24 protein-coding genes and 1 tRNA gene are annotated in these 25,043 nt (G+C 70.6%); 15 read left to right on the plus strand and 10 right to left on the minus strand.

The annotated features are described in order from the left end of the window. Positions 1-42 precede the first annotated feature (42 nt). Complete coding sequence (cysC, locus tag Q343_RS0107515; protein WP_029252972.1) at positions 43-1,257, minus strand: adenylyl-sulfate kinase; 1,215 nt, start codon at positions 1,255-1,257, stop codon at positions 43-45. Continuing rightward, positions 1,254-2,192 carry a sulfite exporter TauE/SafE family protein gene (locus tag Q343_RS0107520; RefSeq protein WP_029252973.1) on the minus strand — a complete coding sequence of 313 codons (939 nt, stop codon included), beginning with the start codon at positions 2,190-2,192 and terminating at the stop codon, positions 1,254-1,256. Before Q343_RS0107520 ends, cysC begins: the two co-directional genes overlap by 4 nt. Before the next feature lie 136 nt (positions 2,193-2,328). Between Q343_RS0107520 and Q343_RS0107525 the strand changes: the two genes are divergently transcribed. From Q343_RS0107525 to Q343_RS0107540, 4 genes are all read left to right on the plus strand, one after another. Beyond that, the gene (locus tag Q343_RS0107525; protein WP_029252974.1) at positions 2,329-3,162 is read left to right on the plus strand and encodes a 3'(2'),5'-bisphosphate nucleotidase CysQ; all 834 of its coding nucleotides are present in this window, start codon (positions 2,329-2,331) and stop codon (positions 3,160-3,162) included. Beyond that, positions 3,162-4,064 carry a sulfate adenylyltransferase subunit CysD gene (gene cysD / locus Q343_RS0107530; protein WP_029252975.1) on the plus strand — a complete coding sequence of 301 codons (903 nt, stop codon included), beginning with the start codon at positions 3,162-3,164 and terminating at the stop codon, positions 4,062-4,064. Before Q343_RS0107525 ends, cysD begins: the two co-directional genes overlap by 1 nt. A gap of 3 nt (positions 4,065-4,067) precedes the next feature. Next, complete coding sequence (cysN, locus tag Q343_RS0107535) at positions 4,068-5,336, plus strand: sulfate adenylyltransferase subunit CysN (protein WP_029252976.1); 1,269 nt, start codon at positions 4,068-4,070, stop codon at positions 5,334-5,336. A 95-nt stretch (positions 5,337-5,431) separates the two neighbouring features. Continuing rightward, positions 5,432-7,108 carry an amidohydrolase gene (locus Q343_RS0107540; RefSeq protein ID WP_029252977.1) on the plus strand — a complete coding sequence of 559 codons (1,677 nt, stop codon included), beginning with the start codon at positions 5,432-5,434 and terminating at the stop codon, positions 7,106-7,108. Here Q343_RS0107540 and Q343_RS0107545 read toward each other — a convergent pair. Continuing rightward, on the minus strand, positions 7,096-7,770 hold the full coding sequence (locus Q343_RS0107545) for a pyridoxamine 5'-phosphate oxidase family protein (protein WP_029252978.1): 675 nt from the start codon (positions 7,768-7,770) through the stop codon (positions 7,096-7,098). The genes Q343_RS0107540 and Q343_RS0107545 overlap by 13 nt on opposite strands. A gap of 76 nt (positions 7,771-7,846) precedes the next feature. On the opposite strand from Q343_RS0107545, the gene Q343_RS0107550 reads away from it, so the two are divergent. Continuing rightward, the gene (locus tag Q343_RS0107550) at positions 7,847-9,184 is read left to right on the plus strand and encodes an aminotransferase-like domain-containing protein (RefSeq protein ID WP_029252979.1); all 1,338 of its coding nucleotides are present in this window, start codon (positions 7,847-7,849) and stop codon (positions 9,182-9,184) included. A gap of 246 nt (positions 9,185-9,430) precedes the next feature. Here Q343_RS0107550 and Q343_RS0107555 read toward each other — a convergent pair whose 3' ends face one another. The 4 genes from Q343_RS0107555 to Q343_RS0107570 are packed head-to-tail and all read right to left on the minus strand — an operon-like array spanning position 9,431 to position 12,534. Continuing rightward, the gene (locus Q343_RS0107555) at positions 9,431-10,702 is read right to left on the minus strand and encodes an aspartate aminotransferase type Ic (protein ID WP_029252980.1); all 1,272 of its coding nucleotides are present in this window, start codon (positions 10,700-10,702) and stop codon (positions 9,431-9,433) included. Between the two features lie 10 nt (positions 10,703-10,712). After that, a complete protein-coding gene (locus Q343_RS0107560) occupies positions 10,713-11,210 on the minus strand; it encodes an SRPBCC family protein (protein WP_029252981.1) in 498 nt (165 codons plus the stop codon). After that, positions 11,207-12,013 (minus strand): hypothetical protein, encoded by an 807-nt coding sequence (locus Q343_RS0107565; RefSeq protein WP_052366987.1) that lies wholly within the window; start codon positions 12,011-12,013, stop codon positions 11,207-11,209. The genes Q343_RS0107560 and Q343_RS0107565 overlap by 4 nt, the downstream gene beginning before the upstream one ends. Before the next feature lie 53 nt (positions 12,014-12,066). Further along, complete coding sequence (locus tag Q343_RS0107570; protein WP_081829703.1) at positions 12,067-12,534, minus strand: OsmC family protein; 468 nt, start codon at positions 12,532-12,534, stop codon at positions 12,067-12,069. Between the two features lie 66 nt (positions 12,535-12,600). Between Q343_RS0107570 and Q343_RS0107575 the strand changes: the two genes are divergently transcribed. Together Q343_RS0107575 and Q343_RS15435 are read left to right on the plus strand one after the other, a co-directional pair. Continuing rightward, on the plus strand, positions 12,601-13,401 hold the full coding sequence (locus tag Q343_RS0107575) for a thymidylate synthase (protein ID WP_211248984.1): 801 nt from the start codon (positions 12,601-12,603) through the stop codon (positions 13,399-13,401). Continuing rightward, positions 13,398-14,126, plus strand: coding sequence for a dihydrofolate reductase (locus Q343_RS15435; protein WP_081829704.1), 729 nt, complete (start codon positions 13,398-13,400; stop codon positions 14,124-14,126). Before Q343_RS0107575 ends, Q343_RS15435 begins: the two co-directional genes overlap by 4 nt. Before the next feature lie 48 nt (positions 14,127-14,174). Here the strand turns inward: Q343_RS15435 and Q343_RS0107585 are convergent, their stop codons facing one another. Then, a complete protein-coding gene (locus Q343_RS0107585) occupies positions 14,175-14,924 on the minus strand; it encodes a GntR family transcriptional regulator (RefSeq protein WP_162175475.1) in 750 nt (249 codons plus the stop codon). A gap of 245 nt (positions 14,925-15,169) precedes the next feature. Here Q343_RS0107585 and Q343_RS0107590 point away from each other — a divergent pair, with 245 nt between their 5' ends. From Q343_RS0107590 to ehuA, 4 genes are read left to right on the plus strand one after another with little or no spacing between them, the layout of a single operon-like run. Next, a complete protein-coding gene (locus tag Q343_RS0107590; RefSeq protein ID WP_029252987.1) occupies positions 15,170-16,096 on the plus strand; it encodes a transporter substrate-binding domain-containing protein in 927 nt (308 codons plus the stop codon). A 4-nt stretch (positions 16,097-16,100) separates the two neighbouring features. Further along, on the plus strand, positions 16,101-16,892 hold the full coding sequence (ehuC, locus tag Q343_RS0107595) for an ectoine/hydroxyectoine ABC transporter permease subunit EhuC (protein ID WP_052366990.1): 792 nt from the start codon (positions 16,101-16,103) through the stop codon (positions 16,890-16,892). Beyond that, positions 16,889-17,533, plus strand: a complete 645-nt coding sequence (gene ehuD / locus Q343_RS0107600; protein ID WP_029252989.1) for an ectoine/hydroxyectoine ABC transporter permease subunit EhuD — start codon at positions 16,889-16,891, stop codon at positions 17,531-17,533. Before ehuC ends, ehuD begins: the two co-directional genes overlap by 4 nt. Positions 17,534-17,561: 28 nt before the next feature. Further along, entirely contained in the window at positions 17,562-18,350 is a 789-nt protein-coding gene (ehuA, locus tag Q343_RS0107605) for an ectoine/hydroxyectoine ABC transporter ATP-binding protein EhuA (RefSeq protein WP_029252990.1), read from the plus strand. A 91-nt stretch (positions 18,351-18,441) separates the two neighbouring features. On the opposite strand, the gene Q343_RS0107610 is transcribed toward ehuA, so the two are convergent. Further along, a complete protein-coding gene (locus Q343_RS0107610; protein ID WP_052366991.1) occupies positions 18,442-20,421 on the minus strand; it encodes a NosD domain-containing protein in 1,980 nt (659 codons plus the stop codon). A gap of 225 nt (positions 20,422-20,646) precedes the next feature. Between Q343_RS0107610 and Q343_RS0107615 the strand changes: the two genes are divergently transcribed. From Q343_RS0107615 to Q343_RS14510, 3 genes are all read left to right on the plus strand, one after another. Beyond that, positions 20,647-20,722: transfer RNA gene (locus tag Q343_RS0107615), tRNA-Arg, on the plus strand. Positions 20,723-20,807: 85 nt separating this feature from the next. Next, positions 20,808-20,984, plus strand: a complete 177-nt coding sequence (locus Q343_RS15155) for a hypothetical protein (protein WP_155990676.1) — start codon at positions 20,808-20,810, stop codon at positions 20,982-20,984. 90 nt (positions 20,985-21,074) lie between these two features. Continuing rightward, the gene (locus Q343_RS14510; protein ID WP_052366992.1) at positions 21,075-21,740 is read left to right on the plus strand and encodes a DUF4839 domain-containing protein; all 666 of its coding nucleotides are present in this window, start codon (positions 21,075-21,077) and stop codon (positions 21,738-21,740) included. An 86-nt stretch (positions 21,741-21,826) separates the two neighbouring features. On the opposite strand, the gene Q343_RS14515 is transcribed toward Q343_RS14510, so the two are convergent. Continuing rightward, positions 21,827-22,462 carry a TetR/AcrR family transcriptional regulator gene (locus tag Q343_RS14515; protein WP_052366993.1) on the minus strand — a complete coding sequence of 212 codons (636 nt, stop codon included), beginning with the start codon at positions 22,460-22,462 and terminating at the stop codon, positions 21,827-21,829. Between the two features lie 116 nt (positions 22,463-22,578). Here Q343_RS14515 and Q343_RS0107635 point away from each other — a divergent pair, with 116 nt between their 5' ends. Continuing rightward, the gene (locus Q343_RS0107635) at positions 22,579-25,041 is read left to right on the plus strand and encodes a glycoside hydrolase family 3 C-terminal domain-containing protein (protein ID WP_052366994.1); all 2,463 of its coding nucleotides are present in this window, start codon (positions 22,579-22,581) and stop codon (positions 25,039-25,041) included. Positions 25,042-25,043: the final 2 nt, after the last annotated feature.

The raw sequence follows: 25,043 nt of genomic DNA on the forward strand, positions 1-25,043 counted from the left end.
CCGGTGACATCGCACCCGGAAATCGCGCCGTCGTGCGCCTCGCTACGGGCGGGAGAGCGCGTCCCGGACGAGCTCGACCGCGTCGGCGACGTCCGTGGTCCCTGCGTCGATCGTCAGGTCGGCGTCGGTCGGCGTCTCGTACGGGGACGAGATTCCCGTGAAGTCCGGGATCTCGCCCGCGCGTGCCTTGGCGTAGAGGCCCTTGCGGTCGCGTGCCTCGCAGACCTCGAGCGACGTGTCGACGTGGACGAGGACGAACCGCGCTCCGGCCTCGACGGCCATGTTGCGGATCGACGCCCTGCTCGCGGCGAAGGGCGCGATCGGCGCCGCGATCGCCGTGCCGCCGTGCGTCGCCACCAGGGACGCGACGTATCCGATGCGCTCGAGGTTGAGGGCACGGTCGTGCCGGCTGAACCCCAGGCCCGCGGACAGATGCTGGCGGACGACGTCACCGTCGAGCAGGGTGACCGTGCGCCCGCCCGACTCCAGTTGTGCGGCGAGCGCCCGGGCGATGGTCGACTTCCCCGAGCCCGACAGGCCCGTGAACAGGACGACCGTGCCGGCGGACGCCGACGGCGTCGTCGTCGCGAGGACCTCCTGCGCGGAGGCCGGTGGATACAGGTCGGCGACGAGCGTGTCGCGGCGTGCGGACAGCGTGGTGAGAGCCTCGCGGGTCTCGGCGCTCCGGGCCTCCTGGGCGTCGACGACTCGAGTCAGGCCGTACCCGGCGAGGAGGCCTTCCCGGCTCTGGCCGCCGTCCTGGTGCTCCGTGGGGAAGGGGAGGACGAGAACGTCGACCGGCCCGTCGACGTCGGCGGCGAGCGCCGTCGCGGCCCGACACGTCGCGTTCGCCTGGGCCTGCCCTGCGCCGCGCGTGACCGGAACGACCAGAACTATGGCGCGCTCGGCCGCCAGCCCCGTGACGACTCGCTGCTCGTCCCAGGTGGGTGGGCCGTCCAGCACGACGGCGGTTTGCGGCCTCTGGGCGTACTGCGCCCTCACCTCGCGGGCCGGGCGCCGGAGTCGCGGGTCCCAGACCGGCGTGGGCTCGGCGGCGAACGGGCGGTCCGGCGTCAGGGTGCCGCCGTCCCACGTGGCGAGGGGCGTGTTCTCCGCGTCGGTGAGGACCGTCCCGGGGGAGATGTCGGCGTCGAGCGCGCGGACGAGGTCGGCGTGCGCGACCGCTCCGCCGAGGGCGAGCTCCAGGAGGTCCAGGGCATGGTCGTCGAGGACGAGCGTGGAGGGCGTGGCGGTCATGGCGTGCTCGGTCCGTTCGGGTCGGGGGCGGAGGTCTTGTCGGCGGCCGCGGCGGCCAGGCTCCGGCGGACGTAGAACCAGATGACGTTCCCCAGGACCAGAGCGGCGAGGGCCGCTGCGAAGACGAACCAGGTGGGTGCGCCGATCAGCTTGAGGCCGGAGGCCAGGAGGAGGATTGCGAGCGCGCGGCGGATGATGCCGCCCGGTGCCCGGGAGGAGACCTGGGCTCCCGCCCAGGCGCCGGGGATCGCGCCGATGAGCAGTGAGACGGTGAGGCCGAGCGAGAAGTCGCCGTAGAGGAGGTGCCCGACCGAGGCGGCCGCGACCAGCGGGATCGCCTGCACCAGGTCCGTGCCGACAACCTGCGAGGCCTTCAGCGCGGGGTACATCAGGAGCAGGATGACGATGATGATCGAGCCGGCGCCCACCGACGTCATGCCGACGAGCAGGCCCGCGACGGCGCCCAGGATCACGGTCGCGGCGCGGCGGACGACGACGTCGGGAGCGGTCGGCACCGCGGGTCCCTCACCGGTGGGTGTGCGGCCGCGGGTCATCTGCAGCACGGCGCGGACGACCAGACCGGCGGCGGCCAGGAGCAGTGCGCAGCCGATGACGATCTTGAGCGCGTCGTCGAGGCTGTCGCCGAAGGGGAGCTTCTGGATCAGCAGCGCACCGCAGAACGCGGCCGGTACCGAGCCGATGCACAACCAGAGGACGAGCTGGAGATTCACCGTCTTGCGGCGAAGGTGCACGATTGCGCCGGCAGGCTTCATGAAAAGGCTTGCAACGACGTCGGACGACACCGCGACCAGTGGATCGATCTTGAACACGAAGATCAGCATCGGCGTCATGAGTGCTCCGCCGCCCATGCCCGTCAGGCCCACGACAAAGCCCACGAGCAACCCACCGACCACCAGGGCGATGTCGATATCCACGGTTCTCCCCACCGTTGTCTGAGACTTTCGTTTCAGTTGTTCCTACGCTGAAACGGAAAGTTCTTCGGCCCACGCGGAATGGTACGTTGAATCGCCCGTCGCCCCCTTGACGCCCATTCCGAGGACTCTTGTAACGATGACACCTGTCCGGTCAGAACTCGACGACCACGAGCTCGCCGTTCATCTCGCGGAAGGCGCAGGAGCAGTCCTGCTCGCCCTGCGCGCCGAGGTCGACGCCTCCGGAGGGGTCTTCGATCCTCGAGCGCTCAAGGACGAGGGCGACCGCCGCGCACAGGCGTGGTTGGCGACGGAGCTCGCTGCCACGGCGGGCGACGACGCGGTGCTCTCCGAGGAGGCTGTCGACGGGGCCGCGCGCCTCGACGCCGACCGCGTCTGGATCATCGACCCGCTTGACGGGACGCGCGAGTTCGCCGAGCGCGCGGAGTCGGGCGAGTGGCGGGACGACTTCGCGGTCCACGTGGCGCTGTGGTGTCGTGGTTCCGGGCTGTGTGCCGGTGCGGTGGCCCTGCCGGCGCGCGGGCTTGTGCGGTCCACGAAGGACGCGCAGCCGGTCGACGCCGAGCGCCTGGCCGACGTCGCCGCCGGTCGACGGCCGCTCCGGATCGCCGCGAGCCGGTCCCGTCCGCCTGAGTTCGTGACCGACCTCGCCGCACGGGGCGACGTCGAGCTGGTCCCGATGGGATCGGCTGGCGTCAAGGTAATGGCCGTCGTCGACGGTACCGTCGACGCCTACGTCCACGGGGGCGGGCAGTACGAGTGGGACTCCGCCGCGCCCGTGGCCGTCGCACGGGCCGCGGGGCTCGAGTGCACCCGGCTCGACGGCGCTCCGCTCGAGTACAACCGCGAGAACCCGTGGCTGCCAGACTTGTTCGTGATCCACCCGGTGCTTGCACCGCAACTGCGGGCGGCGTTGACTGCCGTCGGCGTTGACCAGAAAGGTTCTGTCTAGTGAACAACCGCGTGTTGAGCCAGCTGCGCTCTCTCGAGGCGGAGAGCATCCACATCTTCCGCGAGGTCGTCGCCGAGATGGAGAGCCCCTGTCTGCTCTTCTCGGGCGGCAAGGACTCGATCGTCATGCTGCACCTGGCGGCCAAGGCGTTCGCCCCGGCGCGGATCCCGTTCCCGATCATGCACGTCGACACAGGGCTGAACTTTCCCGAGGTCCTCGCGTGTCGCGACCGCTGGGTGGAACGCCTCGGGATCCAGATGGTCGTCGCCTCCGTGCCCGACGCGATCGAGCGCGGGTTCGTCCAGCAGGAGCCGAACGGCTCGCGCAACCGGATCCAGACACCGGTGCTGCTCGACGCCGTCGAGAAGAACGGGTTCACCGCGCTCTTCGGCGGCGGTCGACGCGACGAGGAGAAGGCCCGCGCGAAGGAGCGGGTGTTCTCGTTCCGTGACGACTTCGGCCAGTGGGACCCCAAGAACCAGCGCCCGGAGATCTGGAACCTGTACAACGGCCGGGTCCACCAGGGCGAGTCGATCCGCGTGTTCCCGCTCTCCAACTGGACCGAGCTCGACATCTGGTCCTACATCGCGGCCGAGAACATCGAGCTGCCCGAGCTCTACCTGGCGGCCGAGCGTGAGGTCGTCGAGCGCGGCGGCATGCTGTTCGCCGTCAACGAGTTCACCCCCGTCGGTGAGGGCGAGACGTCCGAGATCCGCTCCGTGCGGTACCGCACGATCGGCGACGCCAACCTGACGGCCGCGGTGCCGTCGACGGCGTCGACGCTTGAGGCCATCGTCGAGGAGACCGCCGCCGTGCGGATGACCGAGCGTGGCGCGACCCGCGGTGACGACAAGGTCAGCGAGGCGGCAATGGAAGATCGCAAGCGAGAGGGCTACTTCTAAATCATGGCTACTGATCTGCTTCGTTTCGCGACAGCGGGTTCCGTCGACGACGGAAAGTCCACGCTGATCGGGCGACTGCTCTTCGACTCCAAGACGATCTTCGAGGACCAGCTCGAGTCCGTCGAGAAGGTCTCGAAGGCTCGCGGCTCGGACTACACCGACCTGGCGCTGCTGACCGACGGACTGCGGTCCGAGCGGGAGCAGGGCATCACCATCGACGTCGCCTACCGCTACTTCGCGACGCCGAAGCGCAAGTTCATCATCGCGGACACCCCGGGGCACACCCAGTACACCCGCAACATGGTCACGGGTGCCTCGACGGCCGACGTCGCGCTGATCCTCATCGACGCGCGCAAGGGCGTGCTCGAGCAGTCCCGTCGGCACGCGTTCCTCGCGAGCCTGCTCGGCGTCCCGCACATCGTCGTGTGCGTGAACAAGATGGACCTGGTCGACTACTCGGAGCAGGTCTTCGAGGACATCCGGGCCGAGTTCACCGAGTTCGCCGCACGCCTTCGGGTCAACGACCTGTCGTTCGTCCCGATCTCGGCCCTTGCCGGGGACAACGTGGTGAACCGCTCCGAGAACATGGACTGGTTCGACGGCGCCCCGCTGCTCAGCAAGCTCGAGCGCATCCACGTGGCGAGCGACCGCAACCTCGTCGACGTTCGCTTCCCCGTGCAGTACGTGGTGCGCCCGCACCAGCACGAGCACCGCGACTACCGCGGGTACGCCGGGACAGTCGCCTCGGGCGTCATGAAGCCGGGTGACCCCGTCGTCGCGCTGCCGTCCGGCCTCGAGACGACGATCGCGTCGATCGACACCGCCGACGGTCCCGTCGACGAGGCGTTCCCCCCGATGGCGGTCACGATCCGGCTGGCCGACGAGATCGACATCTCCCGCGGCGACATGCTGGCGCGTCCCAACAACACGCCGGCAGCCGTGCAGGACGTCGACGCGATGATCTGCTGGATGGACGAGAGCGCGGCCCTCGTGCCGGGCAAGAAGTACGCCATCAAGCACACCACCAACTGGGCGCGTGCCGTGGTCAAGGGCATCAACTACCGCGTGGACGTCAACACGTTGCACCGGGACGAGGACGCCACCCAGATCGGGCTCAACGAGATCGGCCGCGTGCAGCTGCGTGTCACCAAGCCGCTCTTCGTCGACTCGTACCAGCAGAACCCGCAGACGGGGTCGTTCATCCTCGTCGACGAGAGCACCAACAAGACGGTCGCCGCCGGCATGATCGGCACGCTGCCGCACTCCGCATGACCCGAGCGGGGTGACGCCGTCCGCGCGTCACCCCGCTCGGCCTCGGTGCAGGTCGTAGGCTTCCCGGACCTGACCACCGTCCCGGGAGGCCCTGCATGCCCACGACCGTCACCGTTCTGCGCAACGCCCGGATCCCGGGCCGTGACGGCCTGGTCGACGTCGTCCTCGACGAGAGCTCCGTCGTCGCGCTGGTCCCGACGACGACGTCGGTGGTCACCGGCCCCGCGCCGATCGTCGTGGACGTCGAGGGCCGGTGGGTGATTCCCGGCCTCTGGGACGAGCACACGCACATGCTGCAGTGGTCCCTCGCGCAGGCACGCGTCGACGTCTCGGCCGCGCAGAGCGCCGCCGAGGTGGCGCAGGCGATCGGGTGGCACCTGGGCGTCCTCCCCGAGTCCTACGACGGCGCCGAGCACGTGCGCGACGTCGTCGTGGGCTTCGGATTCCGCGACGCGATGTGGCCGGACCGGCCGACACGCGCGCTGCTCGACGAGGTGGCGGGGCCCACGCCCGTCGTGATCGCGTCCGGGGACGGGCACTGCGGGTGGGTCTCGACCGCCGCCGCGGAACTGCTCGGTGCGGACGTCGACGCGTCCGGGATCCTGCGCGAGGACGACTGGTTCGACGTCTCGCGCCGGCTTGACCGGCAGGGCGAGAGCGACCTCGACGGACTCGTCGTCGTGGCCGGAACCTACGCGGCCGCGCGGGGGATCGTCGGGGTCGTCGACCTCGAGATGGCCGACAACACCCACGCCTGGCAACGGCGCGTCGCCGCCGGTGCCACCTCCCTGCGGGTCGAGGCCGGGTTCTACGCCGACCGCCTCGACGAGGTGATCGCGGCGGGCTACCGCGCGGGCGACGTCGTCCCGGACACGGGCGACCTGGTGCGGATCGGGCCGCTGAAGATCATGTCCGACGGGTCCCTGAACACGCGCACCGCGTTCTGCCGTACCCCGTACGTGGTCGCGCCGCTTGCGCCAGTCGCTACGGAGGTTGAGCCTGTCGATACGGAGGTTGAGCTTGTCGAAACCGGGCGTGCGGAGGTCGAGCTTGTCGAAACCGTGGTCTCGACGGGCTCGACCGACGACGCGGGGGTTGAGCTTGTCGAAACCGGGGTCTCGACGGGCACGACCGGCGGGGGCACGACCGCCGACCCCCACCACGGCGCCCTCGACGTCGACCCGGACGTGATGAAGCAGCAGATCGTCCGCGCGTTCGATGCCGGCCTCGACGTCACGGTGCACGCGATCGGCGACGCGGCGGTGCACCTCGTCCTCGACACGTTCGAGGAGATCGGGCGCGGCGGCCGGATGGAGCACGCCCAGCTCGTCGACCCCGCCGACCTCCCGCGCTTCGCGGCCCTCGGGGTGACTGCCAGCATCCAGCCGGAACACGCGATGGACGACCGCGACGTCGTCGACGCGTACTGGGAGGGAACGAGCGGCATCCCGTTCCCGGTCCGCTCGCTGGTCGACGCGGGTGCGACCGTGCGGTTCGGCTCCGACGCCCCGGTCGCGGCGCTCGACCCGTGGGCGACGATGGCCGCGGCCGTCCACCGCACCCGCGACGACCGCGACCCCTGGCACCCCGAGGAGACCGTCGACGCGCGGACGGCCCTCGCCGCGCACGCTCGCGGCCGGGACGAGGTACGTGCCGGGGATGTCGCCGACCTCGTGGTGATCGACCGCGACCCGTTCGCACCCGGGGAGCCGCTCCGTGACATGCCGGTGTGGGCGACGATGGTCGGCGGCCGCTGGACCTACCGGGCCTGAACCAGCGCCTGAACGAGCGCCCGGACCTCGGCCGGGACGTCACCGTGCGCGTCGCCGTCCGGCACCGGATCGCCGAGGACTCGTCGCACGGGGACGTGTCCGCCCCAGATGCCGCCTGCGACGTCCTCCGGCTCGTCGTTCGGACCCCCGGACCGGACCTTGACCGACGCCTCGCGCAGCGGGACCGCGAGGACGGCGGTCGCCGCGAGCTCCTTGCGGGTGGACGGCCGCAGAGTCGCGGACCGGCCGGGGATCATCTGGTCGACGATCGCGTCGAGCGCGCGGTCCCGTTCTTTGGCGTCGGTGACGTCGCGGGCGGTGCCGAGCACGACGGCGCAGCGGTAGTTCATCGAGTGGTGGAAGCCTGAGCGCCCGGCGACGAGCCCGTCGAGCTCGGTGACGGTGACGCAGACCGGCTGACCCGCCGCGCGGAGCCAGGGGGAGGCGACGGAGCCGTGCAGGTAGAGCGAGCCGCCGTCGTCGGGCCCGTCGAGGTCCACGCCGAACGCGGAGGGGAGCACCAGTGGCCCGTGCGGCGACGCGACGCCGACGTGCACGAGCAGCGCGTCGGCCAGCAGGGCGTGCAGCGCCGCGCGGTCGGTGACGGCGCGCTTGCGGTTGCGGCGGACGGTCGAGCGATCGGTGGGTTCGAGATTGTCCATAGCGGTAGCCTGGACGCCGAGTGGCCTGGTGTCATGGGCCAATCCTCGTCACTTTGTCCAGGCCACCGGAGGATCCGTGCACCCGACCTTGCCGATCGTCCTCCGGCGCGACGACGCCACCTCGCTCGGCACGCAGCTCGCCGGCCAGGTGCGGGCGCTCGTCACGGACGGCACCCTCGCGCGCGGTCACCGCATGCCGAGCAGCCGGGCGCTCGCGGCCGAGCTCGGGGTGGCGCGGTCCGTCGTCGAGCAGGCCTACGCCCAGCTGGTCGCCGAGGGGTGGCTCGATGGACGGCACGGGGCTGGGACGTTCGTGGCCGCCGACGCCGCGCCGGTGCCCCGGACCCGGACCTCACCACCAGACGACGAGGCTCCGACGGTGCAGCGACTCGGCGCCGGCGACGTCTGGTTCGACGCCGGGGCCCGCGCCGGGTGGCGGCGTGCGTGGCGCGAGGTGTCCGCAGCGCGCCCGCCCCGGGGGTACGACCACCCGCAGGGGCTCCCCGCGCTCCGGGCGGCGGTGGCCGAGCGCCTCGCCCGGACCCGCGGCCTCGCCGTCGACCCGTCCGAGGTGATCGTCACCGCCGGGACCACCGGGGCGCTGCGGCTCCTGCTCGCCGCGCTGCCTGCCGGTCCGGTGGGCGTCGAGGACCCCGGGTACCGGGCCGCGGTGGCGACGGTCCGGGCGGGCGGGCGCGACGTCGTCGACCTGCCGGCGCTCGACCCGGCGCGTGGCCTGCGGCCCGGCCTCGCCGCGTGCTACGTCACCCCCGCGCACCAGCACCCCCTCGGGCACGTGATGTCTGCCGCACACCGGCTCCGGCTTCTCGACGCCGCCCGCGTGCACGGGACGCTCGTCGTGGAGGACGACTACGACTCCGAGCTGCGGTACGACGTCGCGCCCGTCCCCGCGCTCGCCACGCTCGACCGGGACCAGGTCGCCTACCTCGGGACGGCGTCGAAGTCGGTGGTCCCCGGCCTGCGCCTCGGGTGGATGGTGGTCCCGCCGGACCTGCACGACGACGTCGTGCGCCTTCAGCACGTGCTGCACGACGTCGGTGCGTGGCCGGCCCAGCAGGCGATGCTCGCGCTCCTGCGCGACGGGTGGCTCGACACCACCGTCCGTGCGGCGCGGCGGGTGTACGGCGAGCGGGCGCTGCGGGTCGAAGCCGCGCTGGGCCTGTACGGGGTGCCCGCCGCGACGACGGCGGGCATGTACTCCACGTGGCTGATGCTCGCCGAGCGGGCCCGGGCGGCGCGCGACGGCGCGGCCGCGGCGGGGTTCGACCTTCCGCTCCTCGCGGACTACTGCCGCAGCGCCGAGATGACCGGCGTGGTGCTCGGGTTCGGCGGCGTGGACGACGAAGCCCTCGACCGGGCGCTGGCGGCGATCGGTCGAGGGCTCGCTGGTTGAGCTTGACCCCGCTGGTTGAGGTTGACCCCGATGGTTGAGCTCGTCGAAACCAGGTCTCGACAGGCTCGACCGGCGGTGGTCTCGACAGGCTCGACCGCCGCTGGTTGAGCTCGTCGAAACCAGGTCTCGACAGGCTCGACCGACGCTGGTTGAGCTCGGCGAAACCAGGTCTCGACAGGCTCGACCGACGCTGGTTGAGCTCGTCGAAACCAGGTCTCGACAGGCTCGACCGGCGGTGGTCTCGACCTACGCGAGCGCGGCCTCCGCGGCGGCGAGCAGCACGCACGTCGCCACGCCGTCCATCGCGACCTTGACGTCCTCGAGCGGCGGCATCGTGGGCGCGAGGCGGATGTTCCCGTCGAGCGGGTCCTTGCCGTAGGGGTAGGTGGATCCGGCCGGGGTCAGCGCGATGCCTGCCTCCTTGGCCAGCGCGATGACGCGCGCGGCCGTGCCGGGCACGACGTCGAGGCTGACGAAGTATCCGCCGGTCGGTGTGGTCCACTCGGCCACGCCGGTGCCGCCGAGGCGCTCGGTGAGGATCTGCTCCACGGCCTCGAACTTCGGCGCGATGATCTCGGCGTGCTTGCGCATGTGGGTGCGGACGCCGTCGGCGTCGCGGAAGAAGAGGGCGTGCCGCAGGTGGTTGACCTTGTCCGGTCCGATCGACTGGACTCCCAGGTGCTTCGTGAACCACTCGAGGTTCGTGGGGGAGGCACCGAGGAACGAGACGCCCGCGCCGGCGAAGGTGATCTTGGAGGTCGAGGCGAACAGCAGCACGCGGTCCGGGTTGCCGGCCTCGGCGGCGAGGCCCAGTGCGTCGGCGCTCGGTGTCTCGACGTCCGTGAGGTGGTGCACGGCGTAGGCGTTGTCCCACATGATCCGGAAGTCCGGGGCGGCGGTGGGCATGGAGACGAGGCGGCGCGCGACGTCGTCGCTCACGGTGGCGCCGTCCGGGTTCGAGTGGGTGGGGACCACCCACATGCCCTTGATCGTGGGGTCGGACGCGACGAGCTCCGCGACGGCCTCCGCGTCCGGGCCCTCCGGCGTCATCGGGACGGTGATCATCTCGATCCCGAGCTCCTCGCAGAGCACGAAGTGGCGGTCGTAGCCGGGGACCGGGCAGACGAACCTGACCGTCTCCTCCTTGGCCCACGGCCGCTCGCCACCGGGGACGCCGAAGAGGGTCGCGAACGTCAGGGCGTTGTGCATCAGGGTCAGGGACCCGTTGCCACCGGCGAGCAGCTGCCCGACGGGGACGTTCAGCAGCTCGGCGAAGATCTCGCGCAGCGCCGCCGACCCCATGAGGCCGCCGTAGTTGCGCGTGTCCGTGCCGCCGTCGCGGACGTTCCCCTCGCCCGGGAGGGCGAGCAGCGCGTTCGAGAGGTCGAGCTGCTCGGGCGACGGCTTGCCTCGCGTCACGTCGAGCGAGAGGTCGCGGGCCTGCAGGGCGGCGTACGCCTCCTGCTGCTCGGCGAGGACGGATGCGGCGACGTCGGGGGAGAGCGCGAGTGAGGTCACACCCCGGAGTCTATCGATCTCCGTCGTCAGAGCCAGACCTGGAGCGGGCCCGGGTCAGAGCGTCCAGCCGTGCGAGCGACACCCGCATGAAGACCTCGAGGAAGAGCCCGACGGCGGGGCGGGTCACCCCGGCGGGCAACGGCCCGGCCAGATAGACCGACTCCCACCACAGCACCCGGGAGCCGCCGTCGCGCAGGGCCCGGACCTCGAAGCCCGCGTCCCCGAGCAGGCCGGGGCCGAGCTTGCGCACCTCGACGAGGCCCGCGCCGTCGGGCCCGGTGCCGTCGCCCGACGGCGGTCGCGTGTGAGTGGTGACCATCCGGTCCGGGAATCCCGGCACGCCGCGGTGGACGAACGGCCCGGAGACCATCGTGAACGACTCGCCGCCGTTCGACTCCGCGCGCGTCATCGGGATCCAGTCGGGGTGGCTGCGCCAGTCGAGGACGCGGGCGTAGGCCTCCTCGACCGGGATCGCGAGGTCGCGGGTGACCTGGACGCGCCGGGTCACCGCTTGCGCCCGAGCAGACGACGACGCGGCTTCTTGGTGTCCTCCGGCTCGACGACGAGCGCCTCGAGCGTGGGCACGTCGTCGGCGCCACCGCCCTCGACCACCTCGAGGATCCGGGGGAACCGCTCCGGCGGAGCGCCGAACGCCGTCCGGCTCTGCGCGATCACGCCGTGCCCCAGCGCTCGTCCGCCCGCCACACCGACCACCGCGCCGACGCCGAACGGGACGATCCGGCCCATCGCGAGCCCGCCCTGCTTGACCAGTTGCGTGCGCAGGAACCGGCTCGAGAGCGCCCGGTTGACCTGCTTGAGCGTGCCCTGCGGCATCTTGGTCACCAGCAGCTTGCCCCACGCGATCGTCGAACCGCCCGCCGCCTTCTCGACGTCGCGCGCCGCCTTCTCGCCGAGGACCGAGGCGAGCAGCAGCGCCCGCCGCCGCTCGACGTCGTCCACCGCGATCCCGTGCACGTCCGCCACCGCCAGGGAGAACGCCGCCGACGCACCGAAGAACGTCGCGACGTCGCTGCCGGTCAGCAGCAGCGCCGCCCCCGTGCCGACCGCCGGGATCGCCGCCGCCGCGCCCACGGCACCGCCCGTCGTCGACACCACCGCGAGATACTCCCGCTCCAGCAGGTCCAGGATCTGCGCGGGCGAGGCACCCGGGTTGCGGCGGCGCACCGAGTCGACGTGCGCTCGGACCGCCGTCGACGGGATCGTCACGGCGCGGCCGAGCACGGCGTCCAGCACCGGTGTCGGACGGAACTTGGTGGGGGAGGCCTCGCGCTCGATCTCGCGGTCTGGCATGGGCGGTCCTTCCTGCAGGGCGGAGGCGGCGCCGCGGCGGTCAGCCGCGGACGCTACTGCTGGGTGTCGGTCGGGACGGACTCGAAGGTCAGGTCGACCGTCGCGCCCGCCTTGAGCGTGTTCCCTACCGTGCACGTCTTGTCGATCGCTCGCTCGGCGACGGTCAGCAGGCGCTCGCGGGCGGCGTCGTCCAGGCTCGACAGGTCGAGCTCGAAGCGCTCCGAGAGCACCGGGTACCGGTCGTCGTCGAGGTCCTTGATCCCGTCGAGGTGGACGGTGACGGCGTAGTCGTCGCCGAGGCGGCGGGCGAAGGAGACGTCCGAGGACATCGCGGCGCACGCGCCGAGCGCCAGCTTCATCAGCTCGCCCGGGGTGAAGACCGCGCCCTCGGAGGCGGGGCCGATCTCGATGCTGCCGCCACGCTCGGAGCGGCCGCGGTACGTGCGCGACCCGGTGCGCTCGACCCACAGGGCGTCGGTCGGGGCCTGGGAGGACGGGGTGATGTCGTCGTCGATGCTCATGGGGCCAATCATCCCACTGCCGCGCCACGTCAGGTCGGTCCGGCAGCGGGCTGGCAGACTGTGCCCGTGACTATCCCGACGCCCTACGAAGACCTGTTGCGCGACGTCATGGCGACCGGCACCCCCAAGGGGGACCGCACCGGGACCGGGACCCGCAGCGTCTTCGGCCGCCAGATCCGGTACGACCTGTCCGCGGGCTTTCCGCTGATCACCACCAAGCGCGTGCACGTGCGGTCCGTGGTCGCCGAGCTCCTGTGGTTCCTGCGTGGCGACTCGAACACGGCCTGGCTCCGCGAGCAGGGCGTGACGATCTGGGACGAGTGGGCGTCCGACGACGGAGAGCTCGGTCCGGTCTACGGCGTCCAGTGGCGCTCGTGGCCCACGCCCGACGGCCGGCACGTCGACCAGATCAGTCAGGTGATCGAGCAGATCCGGAGCAACCCCGACTCGCGGCGGCACGTCGTCTCCGCGTGGAACGTCGCCGAGATCGAGAACATGGCACTGCCGCCGTGCCACGCGTTCTTCCAGTTCTACGTCGCCGACGGTCGCCTGAGCTGCCAGCTGTACCAGCGCAGCGCCGACATGTTCCTCGGGGTGCCGTTCAACATCGCGAGCTACGCGCTGCTGACGCACATGGTGGCCGCGCAGACCGGGCTCGAGGTCGGCGACTTCGTCTGGACCGGGGGGGACGTGCACGTCTACGACAACCACGTCGAGCAGGTCGAGCGGCAGCTCGCCCGCGAGCCCTTCGAGTACCCGACGCTCCGCCTCGCGCACCGGGACTCGATCTTCGACTACACCGTCGACGACGTCGAGATCGTCGGGTACGAGCACCACCCCGGCATCAAGGCGCCGATCGCCGTATGAGCGGCGAGGTCGTCCTCGTCTGGGCCCAGGCGCACGACGCCGTGGGCCGCCCGGTCATCGGCGTCGCCAACACGATCCCCTGGGACGTGCCCGAGGACCGCCGGCACTTCCGGGAGGTCACGCTCGGGCTGCCCGTCGTCATGGGACGGCTGACCTGGGACTCCCTGCCGCCCCGGTTCCGGCCCCTGCCTGGCCGGCGCAACGTCGTCGTGACCCGGCAGCCCGACTGGGTGCCGGATGAGGGGGCGGGCGCGGCCGACGTCGCGCACGACGTCGCGCAGGCGCTCGGCCTCGCGCGCGCCTCCGTCGGTGGGGGCGGGGACGTCGCGGTGATCGGCGGTGAGCAGATCTACCGGGCGGTGCTGCCGTCCGCGACGCGGTGCGAGATCACCGAGATCGACGTCGAGGTCGCGGGGGACGCGTTCGCGCCGGACCTGGGTCTCGACGGGGACGGTCGTTCGTCGAGCCTGTCGAGACGTGATGGTCTCGACGGGGATGGTCGTTCGTCGAGCCTGTCGAGACGTGATGGTCTCGACAAGCTCGACCAGCGTCTCGACGGGGATGGTCGGTCGTCGAGCCTGTCGAGACGCGATGGTCTCGACGGGCTCGACCAGCGTCTCGACGGGCTCGACCAGCGGGAGTGGGAGCTCGACGAGCCGGGGGAGTGGGCCACGTCGTCGACGGGCGTGCGCTACCGGTTCCGCACGGCGACGCGCCGCTCCTGATCCACCGCTCCTGGCGTCGGTCGGCCGACGCGGCCGCCCCGACGGTGCTCAGAGCCCGAGCGGGTCGAGCCTGGTGACGACGGGGCCGGTGTGCTCGAGGGTCTCGACGGCCTCGGCGGGTTCCAGCAGGCGCGCGACGGCGGCGTCCAGGTTCTCGACGATCGCGGCAACCAGCCCGTCGGCGTCCCGGGCCTCGAGCCGCTCGATCAGCGGGGCGTGCGAGGCGGGGGAGTCGCGGCGCACGGCGTAGTCGCTCGGCACGGAGTAGCTGCCGATCCGCACCTCGACGATCAGCGTCGACATGTACCGGCGCAGATGCGCGTTGCCCGACGCCGAGACGAGCTCCCAGTGGAACGAGAGGTCGGCGTCGCCGATGGCGCGCGGGTCCTCGCTCTCGCCGGCGCGCACGAGCGTGTCGTACGCCGCACGCACGGTGGCGATGTCGGCGTCGCCCGCCTTCTCGACGGCGAGGCGGGCCGCCGCCGTCTCCACGCCCTTGCGCGCGTCGTAGAGGTCGACGAGGTCGTCGGGCCCGATGCGCACGACGCTGAGCCCGCGCCCGGGCGTGGCGACGAGCAGCCCCTCCTGCACCAGTCGCTGGGCGGCCTCGCGGAGCGGACCGCGGCTGACGCCGAGCTGCCCGGCGACCTCGATCTCGCGCAGCGGTGAGCCGACGCGCAGGACGCCGGAGTAGATGGCGTCGCGGAGCTCGCGGGTGATCAGGTCGACCGTGGAGGGTCGCGTGACCGGGGCCATGACGGGGGTCGGGCCCAACGGGGCGCGGGAGGACGGAGCCATCGGTTTTCCTCTCGATACGGTCACGATCTCGCGCTCATCATCCCCTGGTCGACGCCCAATCCGTGCACTGAACTCCGCGGAACCACGCGGTTCGTGCATCACTGTAGACAATCCTACGGTCTGATTGCCATATTGTCGGTACGTCAGACATTCGCTAGCGTGACCGCGTCCAACCACCCCGCCGGGGCTGGAACCGGTGCATCAGCGCGCCGGAACCACCAGACCCGGACGTCCGGAAGGAACCCATGACTCTCTCCAAGACCTCCCGCGCAGTGTTCGCCACCGGTGCCGTGCTCGCGCTCGGTGCCGTCGCCGGCTGCTCCTCGACCGACACCGGGTCGGACTCCGGCTCGGGCGACGGCAGCACGCTCTCCGCCATCCAGGACGCCGGCTCCATCACCGTCGGCTTCGCGGGCGAGGCGCCGTACAGCTACCAGGACGACGCGGGCGAGCTCACCGGGGCGACCGTAGCGCTCGACAAGGAGATCTACTCCGAGCTCGGCGTTGACACGGTGGAGGGCACGCTCACCGAGTGGGGCTCGCTCATCCCGAACCTGACCGCCGACCGCGTCGACTCGATCAGCGCGGGCATGTCGATCCTGCCCGAGCGCTGCGAGAGCGCCGCCTTCGCCGAGCCGACCATCATGTACACGACGGCGTTCCTGGTCCCCGAGGGCAACCCGGACGGACTCAGCGACTGGCAGTCCGCCGTCGACGCCGACATCACGCTCGCCACCATGTCCGGGGCGATCGAGGCAGGCTACGCCGCGGACACCGGCATCGAGGCCACCGAGGTCGGCAGCCCGCAGGACGGCCTCGACGCCGTCACCACCGGCCGTGCCGACGCGTTCGCCCTGACCGGGATCTCGCTGCGCTCGCTCGCCGAGAGCACCGACGCCGCCGTCGAGGCGACCGACGCGTTCGTCGCCGAGATCGACGGCGTCCCGCAGATCGGCGCCGGATCGACCGTCTTCCGCCAGGAGGACACCGAGCTCCTCGAGGCCTACAACGAGCAGCTCGCGCCCATCGTGGCCGACAAGGACAAGTACGAGGAGATCCTCGGCGAGTTCGGGTTCACCGACGCCGAGCGTCCCCCGGAGGGCCTGACGGCCGAGATGCTCTGCGAGGGTGACCTCGAGGCCATCGCCGACGAGCTGGGGCTGGGCGCCTGACCTCATGTCAGACGACCTCTCGACAGTCTTCGACAGGCTTCCGCGCCTCGGTGAGAGTGTCCTCGTCACGCTGGAGCTGACGATCGGTGGCGCGATCCTCGCCATGGTCGTCGCCCTGGTGCTCGGATTCGGCTCGCGCACCCGCACGCTGTGGGTGCGCGGGCCGTCCCGGGTGATCGTCGAGTTCTTCCGCGGCACGTCGCTGGTGGTCCAGCTCTTCTGGATCTTCTACGTGCTGCCGGAGTTCGGCTTCAAGATGGAGGCGCTCGCCGTCGGCATCGTCGCGCTCGGCCTCAACTACGGCGCGTACGCCGCTGAGGTGGTGCGTGGCTCCATCGAGTCCGTCCCCGCGGGCCAGTGGGAGGCGGCCACCGCGCTGAACCTCGGCTGGTTCCACCGCGTGCGCCGCGTGATCTTCCCGCAGGCGTGGGTGCTGATGATCCCCATGCTGACGAACCTCCTGATCCAGCTGATCAAGGGGTCGGCGCTCGCGTACTACATCACGCTCCACGACCTGAACTACTGGACGACGGAGCTGCGCCGCGCCACCAACGAGACGATCTTCGCGTACACGGTCGGCCTGCTCGTCTACTTCGCCATCTCGTACGTGCTGACGATGCTGATGAACTGGCTCGAGCGTCGTGCCAAGCGCCGGCTGGGTCAGCTGCCCCCGCGCGGCGGCTCGCTGCCGACCGTCTCGGAGGCGCTGCGCCTCAAGCCCAAGGACCAGACGGAGCAGCTCGCCGGTGCCGTGGCCCCGGGCGGGCCCTCACGGAGCAAGGAGGTCTCGGCATGAGTGACATCTGGGACTGGGACCGCGCCTGGGAGGTGCTGCCGGACCTGCTCGAGGGGCTCAAGATCACGGTCTTCGCCACCGTCGTCGGCATGGTGATCGCCTCGATCCTCGGGCTGGTCTTCGCGCTCGTCCTGCGCAAGCACGTGCCGGTGCTCACGAAGCTCCTGAAGTTTGTCGTGGACTTCGTGCGGATGACGCCGCTGCTCGTCCAGCTCGTGTTCGTCTACCTGCTCTCGCCGCCGGAGATCCCCGCACTGGCGATCGGCTGCGTCGTGCTCGGGATCCACTACGCCACCTACATGTCCGAGGTCTACCGCGCCGGCATCGACGCGGTGCCGCCGGGCCAGTGGGAGGCGGCGACCGCGCTGAACCTCCCGAAGTCACGGACCTGGCGTGCCGTGATCCTGCCGCAGGCGATCCGCAACACGCTGCCCGGCCTCGGCAACTACGCGATCTCGATGTTCAAGGAGACGCCGTTCCTGTTCGCCATCTCCGTGGTGGAGATGTTCTCCGCCGCGCAACGGTTCGGCGCCAACACCTTCTCCTACATCGAGCCGATCACGATGGTGGGTGTGCTCTTCCTCCTGGTGAGCTACCCGACGTCGCTGCTCGTCCGACGGATGGAGATCCGCCTTGCCTGACACCAACACCTCTGCAGGGAGCCACACCATGACCAGCGCCCCGGGTGACGTGCCCGCCATCGAGTTCCGCGACGTCGTCAAGCGGTTCGGCGACAACGTGGTGCTCGACGGCCTGAACTTCTCGGTCGCCCAGGGCGACCGCGTGACACTCATCGGGCCGTCCGGATCGGGCAAGACGACGATCCTGCGCCTGCTGATGACGCTCGAGGAGTCGAACGGCGGCCTCATCCTCATCGACGGCGACCCCTACACCCACGAGTACAAGGGAAAGAAGTGGGTCGAGATCCCGGAGAAGCGTCGCCGGCAGGTGCGCCGGCGCGTGGGGATGGTGTTCCAGCAGTTCAACCTCTTCCCCAACATGACGGTGCTCGAGAACATCATCGAGGCGCCGATGCACGTGCTCGGCAGGTCCAGGAAGGACGCGATCGCCCGGGCCGAGGAGCTGCTCGAGCAGGTCGGGATGACGGAGAAGCGTGACTTCCGGACCACCGAGCTCTCCGGCGGGCAGCAGCAGCGCGTCGCGATCGCGCGGGCGCTCGCGATGGACCCCGAGATCCTGCTGCTCGACGAGGTGACCTCCGCGCTCGACCCCGAGATCGTCGCGGACGTGCTCGAGGTGCTGCGCGACATCGCGAAGAACACCGACATCACGATGCTGCTGGTCACCCACGAGATGCAGTTCGCCCGTGAGGTCTCCAACCGGGTCCTGATGTTCGACCACGGTCGGATCATCGAGGAGGCGCCACCCGAGGAGATCTTCACCGACCCGCGCGAGGAGCGGACGCGGGAGTTCCTCTCCGCCGTCGTCAGCAACTAGAACCCTCGACGGACGGAAGAACGGGTGGTCGTGCGGCGTCGGTGACGTCGAACGACCACCCGTTCCTGTGTCCGGGGGCGAGCGGTCGGGGCTAGTCGGTGACGTCCGCGCCGTCGGCCACCCGAAGGTTCTCGCCGTTGCGGACCACGACGTTCTTGGTGAGGCGGACGTCCTCACCGGCGTCCACCCGGATACCGCCGTCGTTCTTGACGACGACGTTCTTCGAGACCGTCACGTCCGTCGGGATCCCGGCCGCGTGGCCGTCGTCGCCCGGGTCGTCCGTCAGGTGGATGCCCCAGAAGCCGTCCGCGCCGTTGCCGACGATCGAGTTCTTCCGCACCACGGTGCCCGGGGCGTTCCGCACCTCGATGCCCGACCGGACGTGGTCGCCGGAACCGCTCGAGATCACGTTGCTCTCGACGACGGTGTCCGGGGTGCCGAGGATGAGCAGGATCCCCTCGCGGTTGTTGCGCAGGATGTTCTGGTGGATCCAGTTGCCGTGACCCGCGGCGTCGTGCTGGGTCGAGGTGCCCCCGGTGTTCCCGAGGGCGATGCCCGCCGCGCCGACGTTCTTGACGCTGTTGCGGCGGATCTCGTTGAGGTACTCGTCCTCGCCGTGCAGGTCGATGGCGTCGAGCACGCCCCCGTCGATCACGTTGCCGCTGACGAGGTTGTTGTGCGTCCAGTACTGCAGCAGGATCGCGTGCCGCAGGTGGGTGCCGTCGAACCGGTTGCGCTCGACGACGTTGTGCCGCGAGTCGTCCTCGTACGCGTACCTGTCCTCGCCGGGGATGCCCTGGATCGAGATCGCGTACCCGTTGCCGCCCCCGCCGACGCTCGTCGCGTCGCGGAACGTGCTGTCGCGCACGGTGACCTCCCGGCTCTTCTCGATCCGCACGCCCATCTTCTGAAAGAGCTCGACCGTGACGTCGTCGACGAGCACCTTCTGGCTCGGGCGCGAGCCGAGGTTTGCGACGACGATCCCGTACGCGGGCCCGCCGGCGGACGTCGTGTCCTGGTGGTCCGTCGAGAGGGGGCCGTCGTAGGTGGAGGAGACCGTCAGGTCGCTGATGCGGACGTCCTGCACCCCGTACCCGCGCAGCACCTTGCCGGACTGCGTCTCGGGTGTCAGCGACGACAGCAGCACCGTCGAGTCGCCGTCGCCCCGCAGGTCGACACCGCTGCGGAGGGCGACGTTCGTCGTCGGGTCGACGGGCTCCGTCGTCTCCAGGTCGTACGTCCCGGCGGGCAGGTAGACCTCGTCGCCGGCCTCGGCCGTGTCGAGGGCGGCGCGGATGGCGGCGGCGTCGTCGCCGGTCTGCGGGGCGGGGTCCGCGCCGAAGTCGCGGACGTCGATGGTGCGGCCGGTGACCTTGCCCGGTTCGGCGGGGTCAAACGCCGCGCCCGTCGCGGTGACGAGGCCCGGCGCGGTCCACGGCCGAGCCTCGGGGTCGGGCTCGGGCAGGAGGTCGGAGAGGTCGTCGACGAGGGCGCCGTCCGGGTTCGGCGGGTACGCCCGGACCTCGGTGACGCTGTTCCAGCCGGACACGCTGTTGCCCCGGCCGAGGTAGCGGACGTACCGGGCATCGGTGCCCGTGCTCGCGTCGCCGTCGAGGATCACGGGTTCGAGGTTCGACGACGTCCCGCTGCCGGCCTGGTCCGTGGCTGCCGGGTGCCAGGTCTGGCCGTCGGTGGAGACCTCGACGTCGAAGAGCGACTGCCGCTCGTCGCCCTTGTGCCACGCGATGCCGAGGTAGCCGACCGACCGGACCTCGCCGAGGTCGAAGAGGAGCCACTGCGGCTCGTCCGGGCTGCTGGTGAGCGCGGACCAGCGGGTGGTGGGGTCGTCGTCCGCCGCGTACTCGGGCAGGTTGCCGTCGCTGCTCAGGGCGCGGACGGAGTCGATCGGCCAGTGCTCGAGGTCTGCGGCACCGACAGCGGCGACGGTGCCGGTGAGCGAGCTCTCGAGGGATGCCGGCTCGGCGGCGGCTGTGCCGCCTGCCATCCCGAGGAGGAGGGCGGTGAGCGCGGAGATGGACCCGGGTGGTGCAACGATTCGCCATTGGATCATGGCAAGACGATGGCACCAGATCGTGGGCCCGTCAACGGATTCGGACGAAGTTTCTGGGCATGCGAGTCGAGCGCGATCATGCATTCGCTGCAACGATGCACCACGATGAAGGGCCGAACTGCGTTCCGGGGGAACGCGGGCTGGGGAATCCGAGCCGACACCCGATAGGCTGTCCGCGGCCCGACCCTGCGGGCCTCACGAGGGCGACACCACGGTGTCACTCCCGCGCCTGTAGCTCAGGGGATAGAGCACCGCTCTCCTAAAGCGGGTGTCGGCAGTTCGAATCTGCCCAGGCGCACCATCAAGTCCGGCCCGCGTGACGCGGTCGGATGCCCAGCCACTGGGATACGTACAACCGCTCGCCCGCGGGTCCCTATCCTTTCGGTATGTCAAACAATCTCCCGAAAAGTGGCGGATCGACCGAGACTCTCGTCGACGACGAGGTGGTGTACGACGTCGAGACCGTCCGTGCGATCCGCGGCCGGGAGGCGTCCACGATCAAGAAGTGGCTCGACGAGGGTTGGGAACTCGAGTCGGAGTCCAAGGGGAAACTGCGGACGTAGCTCACCTTTCGACGTGTCAAGAAGCGTACGTTTGGTTCCGTCGTCGCAGGTCTTGCGGCCGACCGGTGGGCATCCTTCCGCCGGCTCGAGATGAAGAAGCAGATTCTGGGATGGGCGATCCTCTGTGCGACTGTCGTTCTGCTCATTGTGATTCTCGCTGTTGCGGCAGGACGATCCGATTCGGGTGATTCCGTCCAGGCGGAGCAGGAATCGTCGGCGCTCGTGGACGAGGAGGGTTCGGTCGTGGATGGCTCGGGTGCTGAGCCGACGGCGACCGAGGATTCGGGCGACGCCGTCGACGGTGGAGATGCTAGCGCTGCGGTCGTCGATGATGCGGAGGTGGAGCCAGAGCCAGAGCCAGAGTCCGAGCAGGTGTTGACCGCGGAGAACAACGAGGATCTAGCGGCGCTGCTCGTGCTGCGAGACCCGGGCGACCCGAGCGTCGCAGTATTCGCGAGTGAGTACGCCGGGCGAAACATTATGTTTGAAGCAAGCATCGATTCGATGGATTATCACGGGGGCTATACATCGCGATACGACATGCTGATCACCGCGGGGCAGTTTAGTGAAGATTCGGCAGCCGGCCCGTCGTTCCAGTTTGAAGACGTCGGTATCGCGGACCTGCACTTGGTTGATTCCGAAGATGTTGAATACATTGGTGTTCGGGACAACGTGCGTGTCGTTGCGAGAGTCGAGTCGTTCGATGACTCGGCTGACCTGCTCTTGCTTGAGCCCGTCTCCGTCGAGGTGCTCTAAGCACTCCGTACACACCGCGTGTGCAGAGTTGACCCGGTAGATCCGTACCCGGAACGGCCGGACGAGTTCGCCCGATCCGTCGGCTCTCAGGATCCGCCCGGCGCTCCGCGGTCGAGACCGAACGCCTCGGTCAGCATGCCCCGCAGCAGCCCCGGGACGTCGAGCACGCCGGGGTGCAGGCCGTCGTAGAGGTGCAGGCCGTCCCAGGTCGCGACGATGAACGCGGCGCGCTCTTCGGGTGTCATCAGGTCGTCGGTGATGTCGAGCGCCGTGCGCTGGCGGCCGATAGTCCAGGCGATGAGCACGGTCAGCAGCTCGTGGCGGTGCTGGAGCGGCTCGCGCGCGGGGTGCTCGGGTGACGCGGCCTCGGCCGTGAGGATCGAGAGCAGCTGGGTCAGCCCCGGGACGCTGCGGTTGCGCTCGGCGGTGCTGACGATCGCGTCCGTGATGAACTCCGGCGTGATGTCCGCTGTGTCGAAGGCCGGCAGGCTGCGCGTGTCGTGCCACTCGATGACGGCGAGCAGCAGGGCCGTCTTGTTCCCGAAGTGATGGAGCAGCGTCGAGTGGTCGACGCCGGCCTCGCGCGCGATGCTGCGCAGCGACGTGCCGTAGAAGCCGCGTTCCCCGAACGCCTCCGCGGCGCGCTCGACGATCGACTGCTTGGTCGCGCGACCGGTGGCGTAGCCCTCGGTGCGTGCGTCGGTTCCCTCGTTGTCCCCCACGGACAATCCCCTCTCTGGGTGGAACCGTGCCCACCAAGTTCCACCACATGGTGGATGTTTGTTACGCTGGCATTAACTTCCACCACCCGGTGGAACTTGATCAAGGGTAGCGATCGATGCAGACCGCAGACAATCACGAGCGAATCGTCGCCGAGATGACGCTCGCCGAGAAGGCCTCCCTGATGTCGGGCGCGAACTTCTGGAACACGAAGTCGCTCGACCGCCTCGGGGTTCCGTCGATCATGCTCACGGACGGACCGCACGGGCTGCGCAAGCAGGGCGGAGCCGCCGACCATCTCGGCCTCAACGCCAGCATTCCGGCCACGTGCTTCCCGACGGCGGCCACGCTCGCCGGCAGCTGGGACGTCACCCTCCTCGACCGGGTCGGCCGAGCACTCGGCACCGAGGCCGCCGCGGAGCGGGTCAGCGTGCTGCTCGGGCCGGGGATGAACATCAAGCGCAACCCGCTGGGCGGCCGCAACTTCGAGTACTTCTCCGAGGACCCGCTCCTCACCGGTCGCCTCGCGGCGGCCATGGTCGCGGGGATCCAGTCGCGGGGCGTCGGCGCCAGCGTCAAGCACTTCGCGGTCAACTCCCAGGAGACCCACCGCATGAGCATCGACGAGGTGGTCGACGAGCGAGCCCTGCACGAGATCTACCTCGAGGGCTTCCGTATCGCCGTCACGGACGCCGAGCCGTGGACCGTGATGAGCTCGTACAACCGGGTCAACGGCACGTACGCCAACGAAAACCGCGCGCTGCTGCACGACGTGCTCCGTGACCGCTGGGGCTTCGACGGGCTCGTCGTCACGGACTGGGGCGGCAACAACGACCGCGTAGCCGGACTGGTGGCGGGCAACGCGCTCGAGATGCCGTCCACCGACGGCGTCACCGACGCCGAGATCGTCCGAGCCGTCGAGGCAGGCACCCTGGCCGAGGCCGTGCTGGACCGTCGCGTCGCCGAGGTGCTGACGCTCGTCGAGCGGACCGCGGCGGTGCGAGCGGCGCACGACGACGCAGCCGGGGGCAACCATGAGGGTCACCACGCGCTCGCGGTCGAGGCAGCGCGGCGCTCCGCCGTCCTGCTGCGCAACGAGCGGGAGGCACTGCCCCTCGGGCAGGACGCCGGGCGGGTCGCCGTGATCGGCGAGTTCGCCGCCGTCCCGCGATATCAGGGCGCCGGCAGCTCGCTCGTCAACCCGACCCGCGTCGACACCGCGCTCGACGCGCTCCGACGCTCCGACCTTGACGTCGTCGGCTACGAGCCGGGGTTCACCCGGCGGGACGCGCCGTCGCCGGTCCGTCTGCGCCGTGCACTGCGCCTGGCCGCGGACGCCGACACCGTCGTGCTCTTCCTCGGGCTCGACGAGTCGGCCGAGGCCGAGGGCGTCGACCGCGCGCACATGCGCCTCGCGCACAACCAGATGCTGCTCGCCCGCAAGATCGTCGACCTGGGCCGGCGCGTCGTCGTCGTGCTCGCCGGGGGAGCGCCGGTCGAGATGCCGTTCGCGCCCCACGTGGACGCGATCCTGCACACCTACCTGGCGGGCCAGGGCGGTGGTCAGGCGGTCGCCGACCTGCTGACGGGCCGGGCGAACCCCGCGGGCAAGCTCGCCGAGACGTACCCGCTGACGTACACCGACGTCCCGTCGTCCGCCGACTTCGGGCAGACCGAGGCGACTGCCGAGCACCGCGAGAGCATCTACGTCGGGTACCGCTACTACGACAAGGTCGGCATGCCGGTCCGGTACCCCTTCGGGCACGGGCTGAGCTACACCTCCTTCGTCTACTCCGACCTCGAGGTCGACGCCTCGCACGCACGTCTGACGGTGACCAACGCCGGAGACGCCGCGGGCACAGAGGTCGTGCAGGTCTACGTCGAGGCGCCGGGGGCGGCGGACGGCCGGTTCCGCGCGCCGCGCGAGCTTGCGGGCTTCACGACGGCGGAGCTCGCCCCGGGCGAGAGCGTGCGCCTCGAGATCCCCTTCGCCGAGCACGCGTTCGACGTCTTCGACCCCGAGACCTCCGCGTGGCGGACGGTCGGGGGCGACTACACGGTGCTCGCGGCGTCGTCGTCGCGGGACGTGCGCGCGAGCGCGCCGCTGGTAGTCCGCGGATCCTCGCTCGACGCGCCCGAGGGCCTCGACCACTACGTCGACGGGCACGTCGAGTCCGTGGGCACCGCGGAGTTCGAGCGGCTGCTCGGACGCGCCGTCCCGTCTCCGCGCTGGCCGGCCGGACGTCCGCTGGGGCGTCAGGACATCGTCGCGCAGGCCGAGGGACGCGGCGGGTTCGCGGGTCTGCTGCACGGGACGATCGTCGTCGCGGGGAAGCTCCTCATGGCGATCGGGCGGCCCCACGCCGCCAACAACACACACTTCGCACTCGACCTGCCGTTCCGCTCCGTCTCTCGGATGAGCGCCGGAAAGGTGGACGACGCGATGCTCGACGGCCTGCTGGTCATGGTCAACGGGCGCTTCTGGCACGGGCTCCGGCTCCTTGCCACCGCATGGAGGGCCCGTCGACGGGCCGCACGTGCACGATCAACGGAGACAACGACAGCACCGCAGGAGGGCTGATC

It is taken from the genome of Paraoerskovia marina DSM 21750 (assembly GCF_000701465.1).
GTDB classification, from domain to species: Bacteria; Actinomycetota; Actinomycetes; order Actinomycetales; family Cellulomonadaceae; genus Paraoerskovia; species Paraoerskovia marina.

Coding starts and splice junctions, on each gene's coding strand:
- cysC (WP_029252972.1), bottom strand. CDS start 1,257: ATGACCGCCACGCCCTCCACGCTCGTCCTCGACGACCATGCCCTGGAC.
- Q343_RS0107525 (WP_029252974.1), top strand. CDS start 2,329: ATGACACCTGTCCGGTCAGAACTCGACGACCACGAGCTCGCCGTTCAT.
- cysN (WP_029252976.1), top strand. CDS start 4,068: ATGGCTACTGATCTGCTTCGTTTCGCGACAGCGGGTTCCGTCGACGAC.
- Q343_RS0107540 (WP_029252977.1), top strand. CDS start 5,432: ATGCCCACGACCGTCACCGTTCTGCGCAACGCCCGGATCCCGGGCCGT.
- Q343_RS0107545 (WP_029252978.1), bottom strand. CDS start 7,770: ATGGACAATCTCGAACCCACCGATCGCTCGACCGTCCGCCGCAACCGC.
- Q343_RS0107565 (WP_052366987.1), bottom strand. CDS start 12,013: ATGCCAGACCGCGAGATCGAGCGCGAGGCCTCCCCCACCAAGTTCCGT.
- Q343_RS0107570 (WP_081829703.1), bottom strand. CDS start 12,534: ATGAGCATCGACGACGACATCACCCCGTCCTCCCAGGCCCCGACCGAC.
- Q343_RS15435 (WP_081829704.1), top strand. CDS start 13,398: ATGAGCGGCGAGGTCGTCCTCGTCTGGGCCCAGGCGCACGACGCCGTG.
- Q343_RS0107585 (WP_162175475.1), bottom strand. CDS start 14,924: ATGGCTCCGTCCTCCCGCGCCCCGTTGGGCCCGACCCCCGTCATGGCC.
- Q343_RS0107590 (WP_029252987.1), top strand. CDS start 15,170: ATGACTCTCTCCAAGACCTCCCGCGCAGTGTTCGCCACCGGTGCCGTG.
- ehuC (WP_052366990.1), top strand. CDS start 16,101: ATGTCAGACGACCTCTCGACAGTCTTCGACAGGCTTCCGCGCCTCGGT.
- ehuD (WP_029252989.1), top strand. CDS start 16,889: ATGAGTGACATCTGGGACTGGGACCGCGCCTGGGAGGTGCTGCCGGAC.
- ehuA (WP_029252990.1), top strand. CDS start 17,562: ATGACCAGCGCCCCGGGTGACGTGCCCGCCATCGAGTTCCGCGACGTC.
- Q343_RS0107610 (WP_052366991.1), bottom strand. CDS start 20,421: ATGATCCAATGGCGAATCGTTGCACCACCCGGGTCCATCTCCGCGCTC.
- Q343_RS15155 (WP_155990676.1), top strand. CDS start 20,808: ATGTCAAACAATCTCCCGAAAAGTGGCGGATCGACCGAGACTCTCGTC.
- Q343_RS14510 (WP_052366992.1), top strand. CDS start 21,075: ATGAAGAAGCAGATTCTGGGATGGGCGATCCTCTGTGCGACTGTCGTT.
- Q343_RS0107635 (WP_052366994.1), top strand. CDS start 22,579: ATGCAGACCGCAGACAATCACGAGCGAATCGTCGCCGAGATGACGCTC.